The organism is Corallococcus sp. bb12-1, from assembly GCF_026626765.1.
Taxonomy (GTDB): Bacteria; Myxococcota; Myxococcia; order Myxococcales; family Myxococcaceae; genus Corallococcus; species Corallococcus terminator.
This window is the reverse complement of sequence record NZ_JAPNJZ010000007.1, coordinates 1-17,832: the sequence shown is the minus strand read 5'-3', so window position 1 is coordinate 17,832 and position 17,832 is coordinate 1. Positions and strand designations below refer to the sequence as shown.

The 17,832-nt window shown below is 68.6% G+C and carries 20 protein-coding genes; 11 read left to right on the top strand and 9 right to left on the bottom strand.

What is annotated here, in order from left to right:
* Positions 1-30 precede the first annotated feature (30 nt).
* Genes OV208_RS10780 through OV208_RS10765 form a run of 4 tightly spaced genes read left to right on the top strand, consistent with a single transcriptional unit; the run spans position 31 to position 2,500 of the window.
* Positions 31-975 (top strand): magnesium transporter CorA family protein, encoded by a 945-nt coding sequence (locus OV208_RS10780; RefSeq protein WP_267573748.1) that lies wholly within the window; start codon positions 31-33, stop codon positions 973-975.
* A gap of 36 nt (positions 976-1,011) precedes the next feature.
* On the top strand, positions 1,012-1,797 hold the full coding sequence (locus OV208_RS10775; protein ID WP_267573747.1) for an alpha/beta fold hydrolase: 786 nt from the start codon (positions 1,012-1,014) through the stop codon (positions 1,795-1,797).
* Positions 1,798-1,837: 40 nt separating this feature from the next.
* A complete protein-coding gene (locus OV208_RS10770; protein ID WP_267573746.1) occupies positions 1,838-2,101 on the top strand; it encodes a peroxidase in 264 nt (87 codons plus the stop codon).
* Positions 2,102-2,131: 30 nt separating this feature from the next.
* The gene (locus OV208_RS10765) at positions 2,132-2,500 is read left to right on the top strand and encodes a carboxymuconolactone decarboxylase family protein (protein ID WP_267573745.1); all 369 of its coding nucleotides are present in this window, start codon (positions 2,132-2,134) and stop codon (positions 2,498-2,500) included.
* A gap of 57 nt (positions 2,501-2,557) precedes the next feature.
* Here the strand turns inward: OV208_RS10765 and OV208_RS10760 are convergent, their stop codons facing one another.
* The 4 genes from OV208_RS10760 to OV208_RS10745 form a co-directional block, all read right to left on the bottom strand.
* Positions 2,558-2,935, bottom strand: coding sequence for a hypothetical protein (locus tag OV208_RS10760; protein ID WP_267573744.1), 378 nt, complete (start codon positions 2,933-2,935; stop codon positions 2,558-2,560).
* 36 nt (positions 2,936-2,971) lie between these two features.
* Positions 2,972-3,979, bottom strand: coding sequence for a dipeptidase (locus OV208_RS10755; protein ID WP_267573743.1), 1,008 nt, complete (start codon positions 3,977-3,979; stop codon positions 2,972-2,974).
* A 60-nt stretch (positions 3,980-4,039) separates the two neighbouring features.
* The gene (locus OV208_RS10750) at positions 4,040-5,176 is read right to left on the bottom strand and encodes a serine/threonine-protein kinase (protein WP_267573742.1); all 1,137 of its coding nucleotides are present in this window, start codon (positions 5,174-5,176) and stop codon (positions 4,040-4,042) included.
* Positions 5,177-5,388: 212 nt separating this feature from the next.
* Positions 5,389-6,012: a hypothetical protein gene (locus tag OV208_RS10745; protein ID WP_267573741.1), complete on the bottom strand. Its 624-nt coding sequence runs from the start codon at positions 6,010-6,012 to the stop codon at positions 5,389-5,391.
* 341 nt (positions 6,013-6,353) lie between these two features.
* On the opposite strand from OV208_RS10745, the gene thiS reads away from it, so the two are divergent.
* From thiS to OV208_RS10710, 7 genes are all read left to right on the top strand, one after another.
* Entirely contained in the window at positions 6,354-6,557 is a 204-nt protein-coding gene (thiS, locus tag OV208_RS10740; RefSeq protein ID WP_120542145.1) for a sulfur carrier protein ThiS, read from the top strand.
* 26 nt (positions 6,558-6,583) lie between these two features.
* Positions 6,584-7,369 (top strand): thiazole synthase, encoded by a 786-nt coding sequence (locus tag OV208_RS10735; RefSeq protein WP_120537821.1) that lies wholly within the window; start codon positions 6,584-6,586, stop codon positions 7,367-7,369.
* Positions 7,369-7,998 (top strand): thiamine phosphate synthase, encoded by a 630-nt coding sequence (locus tag OV208_RS10730; protein ID WP_267573740.1) that lies wholly within the window; start codon positions 7,369-7,371, stop codon positions 7,996-7,998. The genes OV208_RS10735 and OV208_RS10730 overlap by 1 nt, the downstream gene beginning before the upstream one ends.
* An 88-nt stretch (positions 7,999-8,086) precedes the next feature.
* Positions 8,087-9,130, top strand: a complete 1,044-nt coding sequence (locus tag OV208_RS10725; protein ID WP_267573739.1) for a hypothetical protein — start codon at positions 8,087-8,089, stop codon at positions 9,128-9,130.
* Between the two features lie 13 nt (positions 9,131-9,143).
* Positions 9,144-10,028 carry an O-antigen ligase family protein gene (locus tag OV208_RS10720; protein WP_267573738.1) on the top strand — a complete coding sequence of 295 codons (885 nt, stop codon included), beginning with the start codon at positions 9,144-9,146 and terminating at the stop codon, positions 10,026-10,028.
* Complete coding sequence (locus OV208_RS10715; protein WP_267573737.1) at positions 10,025-11,227, top strand: DUF4350 domain-containing protein; 1,203 nt, start codon at positions 10,025-10,027, stop codon at positions 11,225-11,227. Before OV208_RS10720 ends, OV208_RS10715 begins: the two co-directional genes overlap by 4 nt.
* Positions 11,228-11,293: 66 nt before the next feature.
* Entirely contained in the window at positions 11,294-12,022 is a 729-nt protein-coding gene (locus tag OV208_RS10710; protein ID WP_267573736.1) for an FHA domain-containing protein, read from the top strand.
* Positions 12,023-12,106: 84 nt separating this feature from the next.
* Here the strand turns inward: OV208_RS10710 and exoP are convergent, their stop codons facing one another.
* From exoP to OV208_RS10685, 5 genes are all read right to left on the bottom strand, one after another.
* The gene (gene exoP, locus OV208_RS10705) at positions 12,107-13,309 is read right to left on the bottom strand and encodes a spore coat polysaccharide biosynthesis glycosyltransferase ExoP (RefSeq protein ID WP_120542151.1); all 1,203 of its coding nucleotides are present in this window, start codon (positions 13,307-13,309) and stop codon (positions 12,107-12,109) included.
* Positions 13,310-13,387: 78 nt separating this feature from the next.
* A complete protein-coding gene (locus tag OV208_RS10700) occupies positions 13,388-14,449 on the bottom strand; it encodes a glycosyltransferase family 4 protein (RefSeq protein ID WP_267573735.1) in 1,062 nt (353 codons plus the stop codon).
* A gap of 33 nt (positions 14,450-14,482) precedes the next feature.
* Positions 14,483-15,013: a serine O-acetyltransferase gene (locus OV208_RS10695; protein ID WP_120542153.1), complete on the bottom strand. Its 531-nt coding sequence runs from the start codon at positions 15,011-15,013 to the stop codon at positions 14,483-14,485.
* Positions 15,014-15,114: 101 nt separating this feature from the next.
* On the bottom strand, positions 15,115-16,632 hold the full coding sequence (gene exoM / locus OV208_RS10690; RefSeq protein ID WP_267573734.1) for a spore coat polysaccharide flippase ExoM: 1,518 nt from the start codon (positions 16,630-16,632) through the stop codon (positions 15,115-15,117).
* On the bottom strand, positions 16,629-17,832 hold a 1,204-nt coding region (locus tag OV208_RS10685), incomplete at its 5' end, for a polysaccharide deacetylase family protein (protein WP_267573733.1). The genes OV208_RS10685 and exoM, both read right to left, overlap by 4 nt.

The following is a 17,832-nucleotide window of genomic DNA, read 5'->3' as shown; positions in this document are numbered from 1 at the left end:
CCAGAAGGACGGCCGGGGAGCCGACTCAAGATGATCCAGGTCTGTCTGTGGGAGGACGGCAAGGCGGTTTCGGGCGGGGAGGAGCTGCTCGACCGGCCGGGCCTCAAGTGGATCGACGTCCTGGAGCCGGACGCGGAGGTCATGGGGCAACTGGCCGAGCGCTTCCAGCTCCACCGGCTCGCGGTGGAGGACTGCCTGCACCTGGACCAGCGGCCCAAGCTGGAAGAGTACCCACACCACCAGTTCATCGTGCTCCAGGGCTTCAGCTGCAACGGCAAGGACGTCACCGAGCTGACGCTGCACGAACAGCACTACTTCCTGGCGAACGACTGGCTCATCAGCGTGCACCAGCTGCGGCTGCCCGGCCACGACGCCATCATCCGGCGCGTGAAGGACGACCCCGCGGGCACGCTGGGCCGAGGGGTGGACGTCATCCTCTACCTGCTCGCGGACTCGCTCGTGGACGCGCAGTTCCCCATCATGGACGACTTCGGCGACGCGCTGGACGACCTGGAGGACGCCATCTTCGCGGAGCCGGAGCCGGAGCACCTGCAGCGCATCTTCCAGCTCAAGCGCGCCCTGGTGACGCTGCGCCGGGTGCTGTCCCCCCAGCGGGACGTGGTGGGCATGCTGTCGCGCCGGGGCATCCCGCAGATTCAAGAGAAGACGACGCTGTACTTCCGCGATGTGTACGACCATCTGGTGCGGCTGTACGAGCAGATCGACTCTGGCCGCGACGTGGTGGGCAACGTGATGGACGGCTACCTGTCCATGGTGGCCAACCGCACCAACGACATCAGCAAGCAGCTCACCATCTTCGCCACCCTCTTCCTGCCCCTGTCCTTCATCGTCGGCTTCTTCGGGCAGAACTTCGACGAACTGTCCGGCAAGGGTTGGTACTACGCCATGTGGGCCACCATGGTGGGCTTCCCGCTGGGGCTCATCGGCTGGTTCAAGTACAAGAAGTGGCTCTGAACGCCGCACCCCTCACGCGGTTGCCTGGGAGGACGCATGCTGACGGTCGCCGTGGATGGAATCCCGCTCCACTACCGGGACGTGGGCCAGGGGTTGCCGGTGTTGCTGCTGCACGCCTTCCCACTGGACGGCTCCGCGTTCGACCGGCAGGTGGCGGCGCTGTCCGGGCGCTACCGCTTCCTCGTCCCCGACCTGCGCGGCTTCGGTCAGAGCCGGCTGGGTGAGGGGCCCACGGAGATGCGCCGGCTGGCGCAGGACGGCCTCGCGCTGCTGGACGCGTTGAACATCGACTCGGCGGTGGTGGGCGGCGTCTCCATGGGTGGCTACGCGGCCATGGCGCTCTTGCGCGAGGACGCGGGCCGGGTGCGCGGGCTGGTGCTGGTGGACACGCAGTGCACCGCGGATGACGACGCCGGCCGGGAGAAGCGCGAAGCCACCGCCCAGCAGGCCCTGGCCCAGGGCGCGCCGTCCGTCATCCAGGGGCTGGTGCCCAAGCTCGTGCACGCGGGGCCGGACTCTCCGGTGGGCCGAGAGGTGACGGCGATGGGCCTCTCCGCGTCCCCCCAGGCGCTCGCCGCCGCCCAGCGGGGCATGGCGCTCCGGCCGGACAGCAAGGACATCCTGGCGCGCTTCGCAGGGCCCACGCTGGTGGTGGTGGGCGAGCACGACACCGTCACGCCCCTGCCCAAGGCGAAGCAGATGGTGGACCTGGTGCAGGGGGCACGGCTGGAAGTCATTCCTAACGCCGCGCACCTGCCCAACCAGGAGCAGCCGGAAGCCTTCAACGCGGTGCTGGATGCGTTCCTCGCATCGCTGTCCTGACCGCCATCTCCCTCCGTCGTCCCGAAACAGGAAGTGCGCGATGAAGAAGTCCCCGGAACCCATGTACTTGCCGGACGTCGAGTCCCACGAGTCCGACGGCCACTACGGACGGATGATCGCCATGGCGCGGTCCTCTGGCTTCGCGCCGCCGCAGATCTGGCACCTGTTCGCCTACAAGCCGCGCATGACGGATGCGCTGTCCGCGTTCACCCACGAGGTGATGCGGGGGCCTTCGCCGCTGTCGGCGGGCCTGAGGGAGCTCATCGCCGCGTACACGTCGCGGCGCAACGCCTGCGTGTTTTGACTGGGTTCTCACGCCGCGGTCGCGGCGGAATTGCTGGGCAGCACGGAGCGCGTCCAGGCAGTGCTGGACGATGTGGCGACGGCCCCCATCCCGGAGGCCGAGAGGGCGTTGTTCGCCTTCGTGGACCAACTCAATGACGCGCCCGGAGACGTGCGCCGCGAGGACGTGGAGCGACTGAAGGCAGCCGGTTGGTCGGACGAGGCCGTCTACGACGCGGTGTCCGTCTGCGCGCTCTTCAACTTCTACAACCGCTGGATTGACGGCACTGGCGTCCAGGGCATGTCGCCAGAGCTGTACACGAAGTCCGCGAAGCGGATGGCGGTGGGCGGCTACCTGCCCGGCCCGCCCGTCCCAAGCGCCCCGCCCTCCTCCAACGGCGAAGGCGAACCGGAGCGCTGAGACCCGCGCCGTGTCCGGAAGGAATGCTCCTTCCGGGCATGGCCGCAGGGAGACACCTCAGGGCGCGCAGACAACCGTATCGTCTTGCACGGTGCACGACGAACAGTCCTGCGTCTTCTTCAGGATGCCACCCTCGCATAGCAGCAGCGCCGCGCCGTTCGGGCTGCACACGCCCTTGCCCTCGGCGTCCTGTGCGCACGCGTCGTTCTCGATGTTGAGGGACGTGTCGCACCGCACGCTGTCCGACAGCTCGCGGCAGCCCAGCGGCCCGCGGCAGGCCAGCGAGCGCCACGTCCCGCCCCGGCACTCCAGCGCCTGCGCGTCGTCCAGGCACACGTAGTCCCCGCCGTCACACGAGTCACCCGAGCCCGGCCCGCCACAGCCGGAAAGGAGGAGGAAGCCGAAGGACAAGAGCGCGAGAGAAAGACGGTTCATGGGTGCCGGCGACTCTTCGCGAGCGGTTTTTCCCTGTCAACCACCGCCGAGCGTCTCGCGAAAGTAACGTCGGAAGTTGCCACCCATCACACGTTCCACCCAGGACTCCGGGTGTCGTCGCAACAGCGCCTCGGTGAGCCGGGGCAGATCCGTCACGTCCCGCATCCCCTTCGGCAGCGCCACCATGCCGTCGTAGTCGGAACCCACGCCTACACCCTCCTCCCCCATGACCTCCACCGCGTGCTCCACGTGGCGGACCACGTCATCCATCGTGTCCCCGCCCAGGTACACCGGCGCCAGGATGATGCCCACCACACCGCCGCGCTGGGCAATGGTGCGCAGCGCCGCGTCGGACAGGTTGCGCCAGCCGCCCCCCGCCGCGCGCACGCCGGTGTGCGAACAGAAGTAGCGCACGGTGGGGTGCGCGAAGAGGTCCGTGAGCGTCTGCTCGGACGCGTGCGCCACGTCCACGCTCAGACCCAGGTGGGCCATCTGCTCCATCACCTGATGGCCCAGCGGCGTCAGCCCCCGGTTGCCCATCATCGGAAACGAGGAGCCGCCCAGGTCGTTGTTGGACAGGTGCGTGAGCCCCATGAAGCGCACCCCGCGCCGGTGCAGCTCCGCCAGTCGCTCCACCTTGCCTTCGATGGCATGGCCTCCCTCCACGCCCAGCACCGCCGACAGCCGCCCGTGCGCGAGGTTGTCCTCCAGCCCCGCCCCGGTGGTGGCGACGCGCACCGAGTCCCCGGAGCGGGCGCAGAAGGCATCCAGCTTTTCAATCTGCCAGAGGGCGCGCAGCCATTCGCCACCACGCGCCTCGCGGGGCCACTTGCGCCACGCGGCGAACAGCGGGAAGCCGCCAATGAAGGGGAAGCCCCGGGTCACCAGCGTGAAGCACTGCAACTTCACCCCCGCCTCGCGAAGGCGGGGAAAGTCCACGTGCCCTTCCGTTGACCGCTCGCACAGGTCGCGGTTCCACATCAGCGAATCCGCATGACCGTCCGCGATGCACCAGCGCTGATGCAATTCCTTCACGTCACCCATGCCAGCAGTCTTCGCCACCGCCTCCCGTGATGACAAGCGTCTGGCCCCCGGGTTCGTGCTTCAGCACCAGTCCAGGCCACCGCCATCGTCGTCGTCGGACCAGGCCTCATCCTCCAGCGGGAGGCCAGCCTCCGCGTCCCCGGCTGGCCCCACGAGTGCATCCGTCCGCACCTCCGCCACCTCGCGAAGCGCTTCGGGAGGACCATAGGGCCGCCCCGCCGCGCCCATCAGCTCCCGGAGCGCGTCCCGCAACTCCGCCCCCGTCTGGAAGCGCGCGTCGCGTTCGCGCCGGAGCACCCGCTGGAGCACCGCCCGCATGCCTTCCGACAACCCCCGCGTCGCATGCTCCACGTGCACGGGCGACAGGCACGCCATGCGCGCGGCCATCAGCGGCGCGGGCAGCCAACTGGGTGTCTCCGCGCACAGCCCCTGCGCGCCGGGCAGGGGTTGAGCCTGTTGCGCCGCGCGCTCCACGTCCTCCAGGTCCAGCAGGTGCAACCCGGTGAGCAGCTCCAGGAGCACCATTCCCAGGGAGAACAGGTCCGCCCGTCCATCCAGGGACTGGCCCTCCAGGGCCTCCGGCGACGCATAGGCCACATCCCCGCGCACGAGCCCCGGCTCCGTCACCACGCGCCCCGGCAACCGCGACCACGCGAGCGCGAAATCCGAAAGCCGCACCCGCCCGTGCACGTCGACGCGCACCGAGCGGGGACTCACGTCGCGGTGCACGACGCCCACCGGAAGACCCCGGGCATCCTCCAGCGCGTGGGCATGGTGGAGCGCGTCCGCCACCTCCGCGCCCACGTACGCGACGAACGCCTCCGAGAACGGCCGCCGCCGCAGCGCCGCGAAGCTGGACAGCGTCTCCAGGCACGGGCCGTCCACGTATTCCATGACGAGGTGGGGCGCGCCGTCGTGCACCCGCACCAGGTACACCGGGGCGATGGCCGGGTGGCTCAGCCGCATGAGCAACTTCACCTCTTCGCGCAGCCGCGCCCGCCCCACGTCGTCCCCGACGTCGCGCAGGCGCTTGATGAGCACCAGGCTCCCCGGCGTGCGCGCGTAGTGCCGGCGGGCGAGCAACAGCTCCCCTCCGGCGCGCGACCCCAGGTAGCGCACCAGCTCATAGGACGTGGCCCCGGTGGAGAAGAGGATGAAGGGCCGGGACGCGGACTGCACGGGGGGATGGGTGGCCATCGTGGATGACGCTCCTTCGGGAGGCGCTTCCCGGGGGCGGGAAGGCATGAGGAAGACCTCACGCCCGCGTCCTACCACCCGGGTCAGACATTCCCGTCCCACCCCACCGGGTGTATCCCCGACTAAAAAGGAAACGGCCCCCGCGATGAAGCGGGGGCCGTCGCCTTCAAGTCCATTTCAGGCCTGCGCGCTGACGCGTGCGAGGCGCGAAACTACTTGTCCATCTTCTTCACGGCCGCCACCAGCGTCACGTCGCGGGCGACCATGTCCTTGCCGTCCATCACGTACGAAGCACGCACCTGCGAGCCTTCCTTGATGTCGTCCATCTTCACCGCGCGGCTGCCGTTGTCCAACAGCGCCGTCTTGTCGTTGGTCTTGATCTTCAGCTCGCGGTTGTTGCTGTCCACCACCGTCAGCGTGTCACCCGACTTCGACAGCACGCGACCATTGATGGTCGTGGCGGCGGCGGTCGCGCCGACCATGCCCGAACCGCCCGTGGCCAGGTCGTCGTTCAGGTCCTCATTGCGGTTGGCCTGGGCCTCCGCGAGGTCCTTCTCCTCGTCGCGCACGTCCTCATTGGCGGCGGCGATCTTCTCGTTGGCGTCCTGGCGCGCCTCCGCGATGTCCTCGTTGCTGTCGCGCTGCGCGGCGCCGATCTCCTCGTTGGCGTCCTGCCGCGCCGCGGCCAGCTCCTGGCCCTCGTCCTGACGCGCTTCCGCCGTCTCCTGCGCCGCTTCCTGACGGGCCTCGGCGACGTCCTCGCGCTGCTCCTGGACGTCGTCCTTCTTGCAGCCCGCGACCATCGTCAGCCCCGCCACCGCAGTAACCGCAATCATGAGCTTCCGCATGTGACTTCCCCCTGTGTGGTGTGTTCTGGAAGCCGGAGGATTTGTTCCCCGGCGTTGGGCAGAAACTGGTCGCTCCCCCCGTACCTGCACAGGGGTTGTCAGCAACGGATCCAGGACACAGGGGGCCCTTTCCGATGAAAAAGGCCCTGGTCGCCTGCCTGCTGGGGAGGCGGAACAAACTCAGCGGAGCGCGAAAAATCCGTCTGGGCGCGCTGTAACAGGGCTGTTTCGTGAAGGAGGCTGTGCGTTGACAGGGCAGAACCGCCCTTGTACTGGCACCGACAGGTCCCCGCGAGCAGCACGGGCGGGTCGCAAGGAGTCGTGACGCCGTGACGGTGTGGGTCAACGGAGAAGCGAGAGAGCTGCCGGAGGGTGGCACCCTTACGTCCCTGCTGACGCTGCTGGGGTTGAGCAGCGGGCCGGGGGTGGCGGTGGAGGTGAACGCGGAGGTGGTGCGCCGCGCCCGTCACCCCGAGCACCGGCTCCAGGATGGGGACCGGGTGGAGATCGTCACCTTCGTGGGTGGCGGGTGAGTGCAGGCCTGAAAGAGGACACGGTCATGAGCGGTATCGCGGACAAGCCCTTCACGCTGGCGGGAGTGACGTTCACCTCGCGGCTCATCGTCGGGACAGGGAAGTACCCCAGCCACGAGGTGATGAAGCAGTGCCACGACGCCTCCGGCGCGGAGCTCGTCACGGTGGCGGTGCGGCGCCTGGACCTGAAGGCCACGGGCGAGGCGTCGCTGATGAACTGGATCGACCGCAACAAGCTGCGCCTCCTGCCCAACACGGCGCTCTGCTACACGGCGGACGACGCGGTGCGCACCTGCCGGCTCGCTGAAGAGCTGGGCATGAGCAAGTGGGTGAAGCTGGAGGTCCTGGGGGATGAGAAGACGCTCTACCCGGACGTGGAGGAGACGCTGAAGGCGGCGCGCATCCTGGTGAAGGAGGGCTTCACGGTGCTGCCCTACACCAGCGACGACCCCATCACGGCGCGCAAGCTGGAGGACGCGGGCTGCGCGGCGGTGATGCCGCTGGCGGCGCCCATCGGCAGCGGGCTGGGCATCCGCAACCCGCACAACCTGCGCCTCATCCGCGAGGTGGTGAAGGTGCCCGTCATCGTGGACGCGGGCGTGGGCACCGCGTCCGACGCGGCCATCGCGATGGAGCTGGGCGTGGACGCGCTGCTCATGAACACCGCCATCGCGGGCGCGAAGGACCCCGTTCGCATGGCCGTGGCGATGAAGAAAGCGGTGGAGGCCGGCCGCGACGCGTACCTGGCCGGACGCATTCCGCGCAAGGCGTACGGCTCCGCGTCCAGCCCCATCGAAGGGCTCGTCGAGTAGTGCCTTCCCTGCCCCGCCTCGTCGTCATCACCGACTGGCGCCTTCCCCGCACGCGGCTGTTGTCCGCGCTGGAGCGGGCGCTGGAGGCGGGGCCCGACGTCGCCGTGCAGCACCGTCACCCGGAGGCTTCGGGCCGCCTGTTCCTGGAGGAGGCCCGGCTCGTGGCGGACGTGTGCCGGCCCCGGGGGCGGGTGTTGTTCGTCAACGGCAGGCTGGATGTCGCGTTGCTCGTGGGCGCGCACCTGCACCTGCCCGCTTCCGGTCCTTCCCCGCGCGACGTGCGCCCGCACCTGCCCGACGGGCGGATCATCAGCGTGGCGGTGCATGACGCGCAGGAGGCGGAAGCGGCGACGGGGGCGGACTTTGCGTTGGTGAGTCCGGTGTTCGCGCCGGGCTCCAAGCCGGGAGACACGCGGACCCCACTGGGGCCGGAGGGTTTCCAGACGCTCGCGGACCGGCTGCCCTGCCCCGCCCTGGCCCTGGGAGGGATGACGCCCGAGCGCGCGAGGACCGTGCCCAAGGCCTGGGGCGTCGCGGTCATCTCCGCGGTGCTGGAGGCAGACGATCCGCGCGAGGCGGCCCGGGCGCTGCTGGACGCGTGCGGGGATGCTCACAGCGGGGGGGAATGACGCCCCCCCGGAGAGAGGCGAGGTGGCCCGAACGCGCGGCTCCGCATGCACGGCCCCATCCGGTGGAGGCGCGCTATGCTGCGCGGCCGTGAATCCCTCCGCGACTTCCGCTGAACTGCGCCCGCTCGCCATCGGGGAACTCATCGACCGTGCCGCGACGTTCTGGCGCGCGCACCTGAAGACCCTGTTCGTGCTGTGTCTGGGGTTCGACCTGGTCAACTACATCGCGGTCAAGGTCTTCACCTTCGCGATGACGCGCGTGGTGGGCGTGCTGCCCGGATTGCAGGGGGCCCAGGCGGGGGCGAATCCGGCGGAGACCCTGACCCAATCGGGCATCGCGATGGGGATGATGGGCGTGCTGTATGTGTTCCTCATCTGGAACTTCTGGGTCGCCACCACGGCGGCGGCTCGATACGTGGTGCCCTCGTACCTGGGAGACCCGGTGCGCCCCATGGACGGACTGCGCCGGGCGTTCTCCCGGTTGGGCACCCTGACGACGACGTACCTGCTGTCGCTCGGATGGTCCCTGGGCGTGACGGTGCTGCTGTGCCTGCCGGGCTCCATCGTCATGGGACTGGCCGTGGTCGCGGTCGTCACGGGCAAGGGCTCGGGAGGAAACACGGCGCTGAGCGTGGCGCTGATCATCATCGGCGCCATCCTGCTGGGACTGGGCGGACTGGCCGCGGTGCTCTGGTACTTCCTGCGCTTCATGTTGCTGCCGCCCGTGCTGGCGATGGAGGACGTGGGGGCGTGGACCGCCTTCAAGCGCTCCGGGGCGTTGCTCTCCGGCCGCGTGGAGCCGGGCTTCATGGGGCGCGGGACGGTGCGGGCCATGGTGTTGTCCACGGTGGTGGGCGGCATCCTCGTGGCGGTGAGCCTGGTGTCGGGACTCCCCGCGTGGATCGTGCGGCTGACCTATGGCGGCAACCTGCTGGACCCCGCCTCGCAGGCCGCCATCCCCCAGGCGCTGCTGGTGCCCGCGGAGTTGTTGCAGGTGGTGGGACAGTCGTTCTTCACGCCGCTAAGCTTCGTCGTGTCGGCGTTCTTCTACGTGGACATGCGCGTGCGTCGCGAGGGCCTGGATCTGGAGCGCCGGCTCGCGACCCCGGAACCGACGACGCAGTCCCACTGAAGGCCAGCTCCCCGTGCCCTCCCTGCCCCTGCTCCTGGTGTTGTCCGCCCTGCCCTGCGCCGACCGCGACGCTGTCGCGCAGCGGCTCGAGGAGACGGCGCGCGCGCGGCCCCAGGAACTCAACGCGGAGGTGAATCGACTGGTGGAGCAGTTGGAGGGCGTGCCGCTTCCGCCCGGAACTTCCGGCCAGACACCGCAAGACCGGGCCCACCAGCTCACGGTGTATCTGGACGCGGTGTGCAAGCTGGAGACGGGCCAACAGTCCGGCGCCCCCGAGGTCGCGAGCAATCCGGAGCGGCTGCGCGCCATCCTCGATCGGCCGGAGTTCGCGAGGGCACGACAACGCAACAGTGACGTGGTGACGCGCCTGCTGCGGGAACTGGAGACCTGGCTGGAAGGACTCTTCGAGTCCAGAGGAGCGCAAGGCTTCGCCGTGGCCACGCGCGCGGTGATGCTGGGCGTGGCGCTGGCGGTGGTCCTGTTCGGCGTGCTGCGCGTGCGCTGGCGCAGGAACCGGAAGGTCGTCCTCGCGGCGGGGACGCAAGGTGAAGCACCGCCCCTGGAGCTCGACACGCCCGGAGAACACCTGGGCCGGGCACGCACCGCGCTGGAGACGCAGGACTCGCGCGAAGCCATCCGTGAAGGGCTCCTGGGCCTGCTGTCCACGCTGGAGCAGCGCAAGCTGGCAAGGCCGGACCGGGTGAAGACGAACCGCGAGCTGGCCGCGGAGCTGCCCACGCGTGGAGCACCGGCGCGGGTGACGGGTGAGGTGGAGCGACTGGTGGGCTGGTACGACCAGGCCTTCTATTCACTGGAGCCCGTCCCGCCCGACGAGGCCGCGCGCTTCGTGGAGTCCGTGGAGCAACTGCACGGCTCGCTCGCGGAGGGCAGGCCGTGAAGAACGCACGCGTCGCGGCGGCCCTGGGTCTGCTGATCGCGGTGGCGCTGGCGGTGGGACTCGCCTCGCGCCAGGCCGCACCGGACTCCCCCGTGCCGTCCATCACGAATCCCGGCCCCCTGGGACTCAAGGGCCTCTTCGTGTACCTGCGCGAGGGCGGCCGAGACGTCAGCACCCAGGAAGCCTCCCTGGAGTCGATTCCCGCCGGCACGCGCACGCTGGTCATCGCCGCGCCGCAGGCCCAACCGGTGACGAAGGAGGAGGTCGCCGCGCTGGAGCGCTTCGTCCAGGACGGCGGCACGCTCGTGTACCTTTCACCGCATACGCTGGGTAAGCAGCAGCCGGGGCTGGAGGAGTGGCTGGGATTGGTGTCGGGCCCTCTGCCGGGCACGAATCACCAGGGCCTCGACTCGGAATGGGTGGATCCCGCGGGTGTCACCGTGGATGTCTGGCTTCCGGCGGGCGCGCTGCGGGGCCTGTCATCGCTGCGCGTGTCGCGCGACCGGAGCCTGCGCATGGACCGAGAGGACGCGGTGCCCCTCGCGGGCCGGGCCGGGGCCAGCGTCGTGTGGCGTTGGGCCCACGGCAAGGGCGAGGTCTACGTGGTCGCGGGCGCGGACCTCGCGGAGAACCGGCGGCTGGAGCTGCTCGACAACCTGCGCTTCTGGGATGCGCTCGCCGCACGCGGTCCCTTGCGCTTCGATGAGTTCCACCACGCGGCAGTCGCCCGCCCTCCCCTGTCCCACGGCCTCTGGGTGTTCATCGCGCAGGCGCTCGCTGTGGGGCTCGTGTACGTCGTCTCACGGGGCACGCGCTTCGGTGCCCCCCGCCCCGTGCGGGTGGAGCGCCACCGTTCTTCGCGCGAGTACGTGCGCTCGCTCGGGTGGCTCATGCGTCGCGCCAGGGTGGAAGCAGAGCTGCTGCCAGAGCTCGACAGCACCTTGCGACGGTTGATGCAGGAACGTCTGGGCATCGCCCCGTCCCTGCCGGACGCGGAGGCCGCGCGGCTTCTGGAGGAGACCTGCGGCGTGCCCGCGCGCGAATACCTGGACGCGAAGGAAGACCTTGTCCGCACCCGCGAGCGCACTCCCGTGAAGCCCGCTGACTACGCCCGGCTCGCGCGCCGCTACGCGAACCTGGAGCGCCGGGTGACGGGCCGCTCGCCTAACAAAGACACGCGCTCACTACAAAAGACGTGACGTTCCCAAAAAAGAAAAACCCACCAAGATCTGCAAGCGAAAGGCTTTGCCGCACTGGAGTTCAGCATGGCTGCAATCCAAATCCAACTCGGGATGCAAGGCGGAAAGCCCCGCCTTAGCAATATCTTCCAAAAACACGAAATTACGATCGGCCGTGCGCCCGAGAATGATGTCATTCTCAAGCAAACAAACGTCTCAAAAGTTCACTGTCGCGCCATTTACTCCAATGGCGTAATAATGATCAACGACGTGGGCTCAACCAATGGGACGCGTATCAACGGGACCTTCGTCACCGGATGGATGCCAGTCCGCGCGTCTGACGAAGTATTGGTCGGGAACTATGTCCTCAGCTTTTCTGTTGTTGCTCAAGAAGAGCCCAAGTCATCTCCACGAGAGAAAAGCAACAACAAGGAAAGCGCCAGCCAGTCTGAAGGAGAGCAGAAAGGCCGCAAGGAGCGGCCGAAGACTCCTCCTCAAGACAAGAAGGGTAACAAGTCGGAGCAAGGCTCAGCACAGGCAAAAAATGAGCGACGTCAAACCCGCGAGCAGAAGAGTCAAAACGCTTCTTCAAAGCCAAACGTCACAGATCCTTCTTCCAAGAAAAGCCCTTGGGACGTACTGGGCGTGGCCAAGGGTACATCCAAGGCAGAAGCGCGAAAGGCGTATCTCCAGATGATCGCGCTCTACCACCCCGATAAGGTCGACGCGCTAGGACCCAAGCTCAAAGAGCTTGCGCTCATCATGACACGGGAACTCAACGACGCGTGGGTTGCCATTGAGAGCGGTCGAGCTTGAAATCTGACGCCCCGCAATGACGAAGGCGCGGTGCCCGGAACCCGCCGGACCCGCGCCCTCTTGTCGCCCGGTACCTGACCGGACCTACAGCTTCTTGCCCGCCGCGAGCATCGCCTCACCCACGTGCTGGCGGATCTCCGCGACGCGGGCCTCCCAGCTCTCGTGGAAGATCTTCTCCGCGCGCTCGCGGTTCGGACCCGGCTTGTCCGCCAGCGCCGCGTTCACCTTCTCCACGTAGTCCGCCGGCGTGGTGGCGATGCGGCACAGGCCCACCTTGCGCACTTCCGGCAGGTCCGACGACACCACCGGCAGGCCGGACGCCAGGTACTCACGCACCTTCAGCGGATTGGAGTTGAGCGTCAGCTCGTTGATGACGAACGGGTTGAGCGCCACGTCGAAGGCCTTGTTGTAGCCCGGCAGTTGCGCGTACGGCTTGCGCCCCAGCATGTGGATGTTCGGCTGCGCGCGCAGCTTGGAGTCGTCGCAGTCCGGCGTCGTCTTGCCCACGATGACCACCGACCCCTCCGGGTGCGCCTTTGCGCAGGCCACGATGGCGTCCTGATCGATCCAGTCCGCCACCAGGCCGAAGAAGCCGATGATGGGCTTGGGCAGCTTCGCGATGTCCTCCGGCACCTGCGTCTCCGCGTCGCACGCCTTCACGAAGTGCGAGAAGTCCGTGCCGTGGCGCACCAGCACCGTGCGCTTGTTCAGCTTCTTCTTGTTCTCATACAGGCGCTCCGCGGACGTGATGCACATGTCCGCGCGGCGCAGCAGCCGCTCCTCCAGCTCCGCGATGTGCTTGCCATTCGTGTCGCTGAACGCGGAGAACTCATCCACGCAGTGGTACACGACGAAGTCCTCGCCCAGCGTGCCGGACACCGGCGCGGACGCGGGCAGGAAGCTCCAAGAGATGGGCCGCTCGAACTTGAGCTGCTTCATCGCGCGCAGCACCTGCAACCGCAGCAGGTGGCGGTTCGCCTTGCGCACCGTCTCCGAGCCGTAGAACGGAATCGCCAGCGGGGCCAGCACGTGCAGGTTGGGCTCCACCTCGCGGATGCCCTCGCTGAATGACTTCAGCTTCCGGATGATCCGGTTCGCGTCGTGCGCGTTCACCTTGGGCGCGCGGTTGCCAATGCTGTTCACCCACAGCACGCGGTTGTCCCGCGAGAGGATCCGCATGATGTGGACCTTCGACAGTGGATCCCCATCCCAGTCGTTGGAGAACACCACCAGGTCACGCCCGCGCAGGGCCCGCTTCGACAGATCCATCTCGTCACTACGGCGCATCGTCTTCTCCTGAAGTCAGAATCCAGATTGCGAAACCATGAAGCGCTCCCGTTGCCGGAAGCCCCACCACCTGCCCCATCACGCCGCGTTCACCGTTCCTGCACCTGCCATGCCGGACGGCAGCAGTTCCGCGTACACGTCCAGCAATACCGGCCCCACGTCCGGGGCCATCACCTTCGCCGGGCCCGCCTTCAGCGCGTCGCGCACCGCCTGCGCCAGCGCGTGCTCGTCCCCGGCCTTGAACACCCGCGTCCCCTCGGGGCGCACGCACACGTCGCTCGCCACGCAGGGCACTCCCAGCGCAAGCGCCTCGCGCACGGAGAGCGAGTCCCCGTCGTGCGTCGTGGGCCGGATGAAGGCATCGCTCTGGGACAAGAGCCCCAGCGCCTTCGCATGCTCCATTTCGCCCAGGTCCTCCAGCAGTCCCGCGACGCCCAATTCCCGCGCGTCGCGGATGAACTCCTCGGAGCGCGTGCCCGGACCGAACAGCGCCAGGCCCACGTTCGGATGCGTCTCCGCGAGCAGCTTCAGCGCGCGGAACATCTGCTTGCGCCCGTACACGGGCGAAGGATGGTGGGCCATCGTCAGCAGCGGCTGCCGGCGCGCCCTAGCGGCCTCCACTTCCGCCGTCACCGGCCCGGGCTGCACCTGCGAACCACAGAAGGCCGGATGCACCAGGACCTTCTCGGCCGGCACGCCGCACGCGATGACCGCGTCGCGCACCGCTGGAGACACGGCCACCACCCGCGCATACCCCGCGAGCGCCGTGCGGGCGAACACCCGCCGGGCCTGCGACTCAGCCAGGTAGTCTGGAATCAACCCCGAGTGCAGCGTGATGACGCGCGGCGAACGGGGCCCGGGCATGGTGCCCACCAGCGCCGCCAGCAGCCACGCCTTCGGGTTGTTGCCACTGGTGTGCAGGTGGGTGACCCAACCCGCGGAGGTGAATCCCGCGAGCCGCAGGCCGAACGCGGCGGCGCCTTGAACGGGGAGGACGTCCGGAGCCGGCCGGCCACCCTTCCCGATATCGAGCACCTTCGTTTCGACCCCACGGCCGCGAAGAAATTGATGGAGTTGTCGGACGTGGATGGACACGCCGCCATAGGGCGGCGGGTAGTCTCCGACGAGCAGCACGCGCATGGGCAAGTCCCCTCTTCTTCCGGACCGCGAGCCCTAGCGGGACGACGCCTGGGAGGGAGGGCGGGGAACCTGGGTGAGCTTCGGTGCCGGACGCCGGGGCAGCAGGCCCATCTCACGCTGGTAGGTGGTCAGCGGATCCGCGTCCTGGCGGATCACCTTGGCGGGCACGCCCGCCACCACCGCGCCCGCGGGCACGTCCTTCACCACCACCGCGTTGGCGCCAATCACCGCGAAGTCGCCCACGTGGATGTTGCCCAGCACCTTGGCCCCGGCGCCGATGCGCACGTAGTCGCCAATCACCGGCGCGCCTTCCAGGCCAGAGCGACCGCCAATGGTCACCTGCTGGGAGATGAGCACGTGACGGCCCACCTTCGCGGACTTGTGGATGACCACGCCGATGCCGCCGTAGCCCAACTGCGTCCCCTCGCCCAGCTCGGCGTCCTCGGGGATGTACGAGCTGTGGAGGTAGTAGATGGCCTTGCGAAGCACGGCCGGCAGCAGCGGAACACCACGCATCCGAAGCCCGTGCGCCATCCGGTACAACGTCATCGCATCGAATCCCATCACGCCTCTCCTCGCCCGCCCGTACTCCGTGACGCTGCGGAAACTAAGTACCCACGTGGGGAGAGGGAAGTCCTCCCCACGCGTCTGATTCCCGACGACGTTCACACCGCCCGGCGGGGCCGGAGGGACTGCAACGCGCTCAACGGGCGAACGCCTTGCGCATACAGGCCCACCACGTAGCCCACGACGAAGAGAATCCCAGCCACCGCGAGGGGCAGCACGCGCCACAGGAAGCCCGTGGGCAGGCTCACCCACGCGTCGTGCGCGCCAGTGCGCAACAGGAAGATGCTCCCGCCCGCGATGCCCGCCGCCAGCGTCGCCTGTCCCAGCTCCCGCCACGGAATCACATCCATCAGGCCCAGCTTCCGCTCGGGGGTGGACAGCGCCGCGGGCACCCGGGACAGCAGCATCCCCTTGCCCACCACCTCCGCCAGCGCCCACGAACCGATGCCGCCCATCATCCCGAAGTGCTTCACGCCAAACCACAGGAGCGGCACCGTCACCACCGCCTTCACCAGGTACGAGGCGAAGATGGCGCGCGTCTGGCCCCGGGCCCGGAGCGTCCCGTCCATGGGCAGGATGGCGAGCACCACGCCCAGCACGCTCACCCGGAAGATGGGGACCGCCTCCAGGAACTTCTGGCCGAACATCGCCCCCACGAACTCCGGCGCCGCCGCGAAGAGGAACGCCGCGAAGGGCAGGAACACATACGCCAGCTTCCCGGCCGCCTCACGGAAGGCCTCCACCCCTTCCTCCAGCCGCCCTTCCCGCTCCAGCTCGCCCAGGCGCACCATCAGCACCTCGCTCGTGGGCGTGTAGAGCAGGTCCACCACCGGCAACTGGAAGCAGCCCACCCGGTAGAGCGCATACACCGCCGGGGCCACCACGCCCGCGACCGCGTACAGGTGCGCGTTCTGTTGCGGAATGGCCAGACACATGGCCGCGCCAAAAGGCGCCGAATACAGGAGCTGCTCGCGGAACAGCTTGCGGTCCACCAGGGGACCCTTGGACCCGCGCAGCGACACCATCCACGTCGCCGCGTAGCGAAGCCCCGCGAACCCAGCCACCGCGATCATCATCCCGTGCAGGGACAGGCCCAACAGCGGCGGCACCACCATCACCAGCGCGCGCACCGCGTCGGACACCAGGTACACCACCGCGGACGCCTTCGTCCTGCCCTGGCTGGTGAGGGAAATCTCCAGCGGGTAGCTGCCCAGGAAGAACGCCGTGTAGATGGCGAGCGACGCGCGGTACTCCATCAGCGCCGGGTTGTTGAAGTAGGCCGCCACGTGGCCCAGGAAGGCCCACACCAGCGCCGCCGCCACGAGCCCCGCCCCCGACACGAACAGCAAAGCGTGGCCCAGGTAGGGCCGCTTCGCCTCCGTGCGGGGCAGGAAGTAGTAGAGGCTCTGCGCCACGCCGAAGGGCAGCACGTAGGAGAGCGTCGTGGCGATGAGGAACAGCTGGTAGTACGTGCCGTACTCTTCCAGGCGCAGCACCCGGGCGAGCACGAGCGGAATTGACAACGTCAGCCCGGCGGTGAAAAGCCGGGCCAACACCAACGGGCCGGCGCGCCCCAGGAACGACGGGGTCGCGACCGGCTTGGGTGACGCACTCACTGGATCTCCTCCGGCTGCGCCGCCTCCGGGGCCAGGGCCACGTCCGACGCCACCACCACCTGGGGTCCGCCCACCACCGCGGCAACCCTCGGGTCCGTCACCAGCACCGGCTCTGTCACCTGCACGACTTCCACCGGCGTCACCTTGGTCAGCGTTGACGCGGGCAGGACAGTGTCCTGGATGATGACGTTGCTGCCCGGGATGCTCCCGATGAGCGGCGCGAGCGAGTGCGGCCGGCGACCCAGCACCGGGCGGCTCATGCCCAGCACGCCAAAACAGTCGTCGAACTGGCACACCGTCAGCGCGGACGAGTAGTCCCCCATCATGCCCAGGCTGAAGTTCTCCCACATCACCTTGCGCTTGAGGGTGAACGGGTCGCCCCCCACGCGGTTGGGCAAATCCTCCGTGGTGACACCGGAACGGAAGCCGTTCTGGCTCAGCACCCGGATGATCTCATCCGAATACCAGCCGTTGCAGTACGCGAAGTCCTTCACCTGGACGCCCACCTCGCGCTCGATGGTGCGCTTGGACTCCAGGATTTCGTGCTCCACCACCGGCGTGGGCTCCTGCGTCAGCACCGTGTGGCCCAGCGTGTGCGCGCCGAACTCGAAGCCGTCGCGCGCCATGGTGCGCACCTCGTCCCAGCTCATCACGTCGCCCTGCTCGGGGACCAGGTCCGCTCCGCCGCCCAACTGCTTCTCCAGCGCGTCGATGATGCCGGTGAGGACCCGCGTGGGGTGCTCGCCGATGAAGTCGTCCAGCGCCGCGGACACCGTCTTGTGGCCGGTGAGGATGGGCCCCAGCAGCTCCACGGACGGACCGGGCATCGCTTCGAAGTCGGGGTGGAAGCGGCGCTCCTGCACGCGGCGCAGCAGGTGGAAGAGCCGGTCGTGGTTGAAGCGCTTGTCCGTGTCGATGAACGCCGTGGGCAGGTAGGTGATGGCCGGCACGCCCATCTGCTTGAGCACCGGGTACGCGTACCGGTAGACGTCGCGGTAGCCGTCGTCGAACGTCACCACGCACAGGTCCTTCTTCGCCGTGCGCCGGCCCGCCATCACATCCACCGCGTCGCCCAGGCTCGCCAGCTCGTAGCCCGCCGCGTGCGCTTCCTCCAGGTGACGCCGGAAGGTCTCCTGGGAGATCAGCAGGCCCGGGATGGAGCGCTGAAGCTCCCCGGTGAAATCACTCACCACCCGGTGG